Annotated in this window: 2 protein-coding genes and 1 pseudogene; all 3 read left to right on the top strand. The window is 34.1% G+C overall.

Annotated elements, in window-relative coordinates; all coding sequences use genetic code 11:
- A pseudogene (locus tag F0000_RS26675) lies at nt 1–183 on the top strand (group II intron reverse transcriptase/maturase); the annotation flags it as partial.
- Nucleotides 184–395: 212 nt separating this feature from the next.
- Nucleotides 396–1,370, top strand: coding sequence for a Fic family protein (locus tag F0000_RS26670; RefSeq protein WP_149627745.1), 975 nt, complete (start codon nt 396–398; stop codon nt 1,368–1,370).
- Between the two features lie 700 nt (nt 1,371–2,070).
- A complete protein-coding gene (ltrA, locus tag F0000_RS26665; RefSeq protein WP_149627744.1) occupies nt 2,071–3,324 on the top strand; it encodes a group II intron reverse transcriptase/maturase in 1,254 nt (417 codons plus the stop codon).
- The last annotated feature ends 201 nt before the right edge of the window (nt 3,325–3,525 follow it).

Here is a 3,525-nt window from a genome sequence, read left to right as displayed (position 1 = left end):
TGGGATACAGTAAAGATTATCAAGAAACATCTGGATTATAAGCTTTACAAATGGATGAAAGCAAAAGGAAGAAAAGCACATCGGGCGCTTCGCCAGCATCCCTATGAAACACTAGTGAAATGTTATAAGCTATTGGATATAGAAAAGTATGCTCGCTTGAAAACAATTTCTAAAGCGCAATGAAGAACTCTATCGGTAAGCCGTATGAGGGAAAACTTCACGTACGGTTTGATGAAGGGGGCGCTGATAGTTCTAAAATATTAATATCTTTAACCAGATAATAATAAGGCAGAGCTATCAGGCTCTACTCTACTGCCCAATTAAAAAAAATCGTTTCATTAAATAATTTCAGTTAAATGATTATATCTTTGATAGTATCAAATGATAGTACCAAAATGAAACCACCTTACGAAATAACATCTTCTATTTTAAAATTATTAACTTCTATTTCGGAAAAAATAGGAGAAGTAAATGCTAATCTATTAAACAAACCTTCACCTAAATTGAGAAAACAGAATAGAATTAAAACTATTCACTCTTCTCTAAAAATTGAAGGAAACACACTTACAGAAGAACAAATAACAGCACTTCTTGAAAATAAAAGAGTTATCGGACCTAAAAAAGATGTTGTTGAAGTTTTAAACGCAATCAAAATCTACGAAAACTTAGATACATATAATCCTTCTGACGAAAAATCCTTTTTAAAAGCCCATTTAAATCTAATGGATACTCTCATTAGTGAAGCTGGAAAATATAGAAAGCAAAGTGTAGGAATTGTTAAAGGTTCAAAAGTAGAACATTTAGCTCCACCTTTTGAGAATGTCCAATATTTAATGAAAGACCTTTTTGAATACCTAAAAGTATCTGACGAGATTGAATTAATTAAAAGTTGTGTTTTTCATTATGAAATGGAATTCATACATCCTTTTTTAGACGGAAATGGCAGAATGGGAAGATTATGGCAAACTTTAATTTTAATGGAAAAATATCCAATTTTTGAGTTTTTACCATTTGAAACTTTGATTAGTAATGACCAAGAAAAATATTACAAAGCTTTAGCTGAAAGTGATAAGTCAGGAAAATCAACAAAATTTATTGAATATATGTTAGGTGTCATTGACATTTCAATTGGAGAATTACTAAATTTTAACAATAGAACATTAAATGAAAAAGATAGACTAGAATACTTTATCTCTTTAAATAAAATAGAATTTACAAGAAAAGACTATATGGACATCTTTAAAGACATTTCTTCAGCAACTGCTAGTAGAGATTTGAAAAAAGGAACCGAAGCTAATCTTTTCAAAAAAAAAGGAGAAAGAAATAAAACAGTCTATAAACTAATAACTGGGCACAACAAAGATGTATAAAAAGCATAGGGCGATTAGTGTTTAACCCAAAGGTTGTTGTCTATTTGAAAAGTCGCCAAATCTTTTGATTTGTTGTTAAAAGAGAAAAATTAAAACAAAATGCAAAAAATTTGGCTTGTCGCTCAATCGAAAATAATTACTTATTTTCTGCCCTACTTACCATAGTGTGCCGAGCAAGCAACGAGCGGCAACATACTCGTTGTGAACTGTAATTAAGATGGTGGTAGGTCCACCAATGTCGTTTTATAGGAGAAGGCGTTAAACCACCTAAAGGTACTGTTGTAAAGAGCAATGGTATTGAGCGTTTAGGAAACGGCTAATCAAGAATTAGTCAGGTACGGATAAAAGAGATGAACGTAAGTGAACCCCTTTAGAGGTGTCGAGAAGTAGGTACATCCTGTCAAAAGCTACGAAGTATGATACGGAGTTAAGGAGTATAGTGGTCACCTATTTACTAGCTATACGGCAGGCGTCATTCAGGGGGCATGACTTTTATCTAGGCTTAATTACGGAACTCGGGAACCTGACTATAAATGCAAAGGGAAATACACAATAGGATTAACCTAGAGGTAAAATACCAATGTTATTTTCAGGGGCGGACTAATCCGTAGTAGTGATGAAGGTTTTGTAATGAATCTGGAGCGAAGGGATTAGGTTATACAGTTGCATTACATTTAACAACTTGATTTTTTTTTCGAGGATGAATTTATGGAATGAAACAAAATCAATACCTATAAGCAAAGCTATGATATGGCTAGCTTATAAAAGAGTGCGCGCCAACAAAGGAAGTGCAGGGGTTGATGCAATTAGTATGGAACAGTTCGATGCTAGATTGTCCAATAACTTATACAAACTTTGGAATCGTATGACATCAGGAAGTTATTTTCTTGCTCCGGTCAAAGAGGTAGAAATTCCAAAGAATGACGGAAAAGTCCGTAAACTAGGAATACCTGCCATAAGCGATCGAATCGGGCAAATGGTGATTAAGATGTACTTAGAACCACGACTAGAGCAAGTATTTAGTCCTAATTCCTTTGGTTACAGACCTAATAAAAGTGCGCATCAAGCACTAGAACAGGTCAGGAAAAATTGCTGGAAGACAGACTGGGTAATAGATTTAGATATCAAGGGATTCTTTTACAACATCAATCACACTAAACTGATGCTAGCTATAGAGAAACATGTGCCTGAGAATTGGGTAAAACTCTATATAAAACGATGGCTCTCATGCCCAATAATGACTAAGTCGGGTAAACTAATTTCAAAACAAGGAAAAGGAACTCCACAAGGAGGGGTAATAAGCCCTCTATTGGCGAACCTATTCCTACATTATGGATTGGATAAATGGCTAGAACAAACAGATGCTACAGTCAAATTTACACGCTATGCCGACGATGTAATTCTACACTGTAAAAGTCAGTCTCACGCAGAACAAATGCTTGGTGCAATCAAAAACAGAATGCAAAATATTGGTCTGGAATTACATCCACAGAAAACCAAAATAGTGTACTGTAAAGATTATCGGAGAAGAGAAAAGTATCATAACGTTAAATTTGACTTCTTGGGTTACTCATTTCAACCTAGAACTTCTAAATCTAAAAAGCGAAGAGGACTCTTTCTTGGATTCGATTGTGCCATTAGTATATGTTCAAGAAAACAGATTGCCGATAAACTAGGAGAAATTAAAGTGCATAGAATGACCGCTAATAGTATTGTAGGTATTGCCAAAATCCTTAATCCAATGATTAGAGGATGGATCAATTACTATGGGAAATTTAGGAAATCTATGCTCCACGGTGTCTTCAAATTGTTAAACAATCGTATCGTGAGATGGGCAAGAAAAAGGTATAAACGGTATAAAACTAGTATAAAACGTGCTTACACATGGTTCTTTAGAATTCAGGAACAATTTCCTACTCTATTTTATCATTGGAAGATGGGATATACGAATTGAAAACGTTATTTTTAGATTTGTATAACAAGAGACATATGATGGGAGACTATCACGTACGGTTGTGTGAGAGGCTTGGGGCAATGTCGTTTAGTTAAGGTTTTTATAGTTGTTAATCAGCTAATTATATTGTATCTTAGAAGAGTAATCAATAACATATAAATGATGAAAAGACATCAAAGAACAATTCGAACTTATCCAAAG

The sequence above is a fragment of the Aquimarina sp. RZ0 genome (assembly GCF_008370685.1).
Classification (GTDB): domain Bacteria; phylum Bacteroidota; class Bacteroidia; order Flavobacteriales; family Flavobacteriaceae; genus Aquimarina.
This window is presented reverse-complemented; position numbering and strand designations above follow the sequence as displayed.

Excerpts from the sequence above, each read along its gene's own strand:
- F0000_RS26670 (WP_149627745.1), top strand. The coding sequence starts at position 396 with ATGAAACCACCTTACGAAATAACATCTTCTATTTTAAAATTATTAACT.
- ltrA (WP_149627744.1), top strand. The coding sequence starts at position 2,071 with ATGAATTTATGGAATGAAACAAAATCAATACCTATAAGCAAAGCTATG.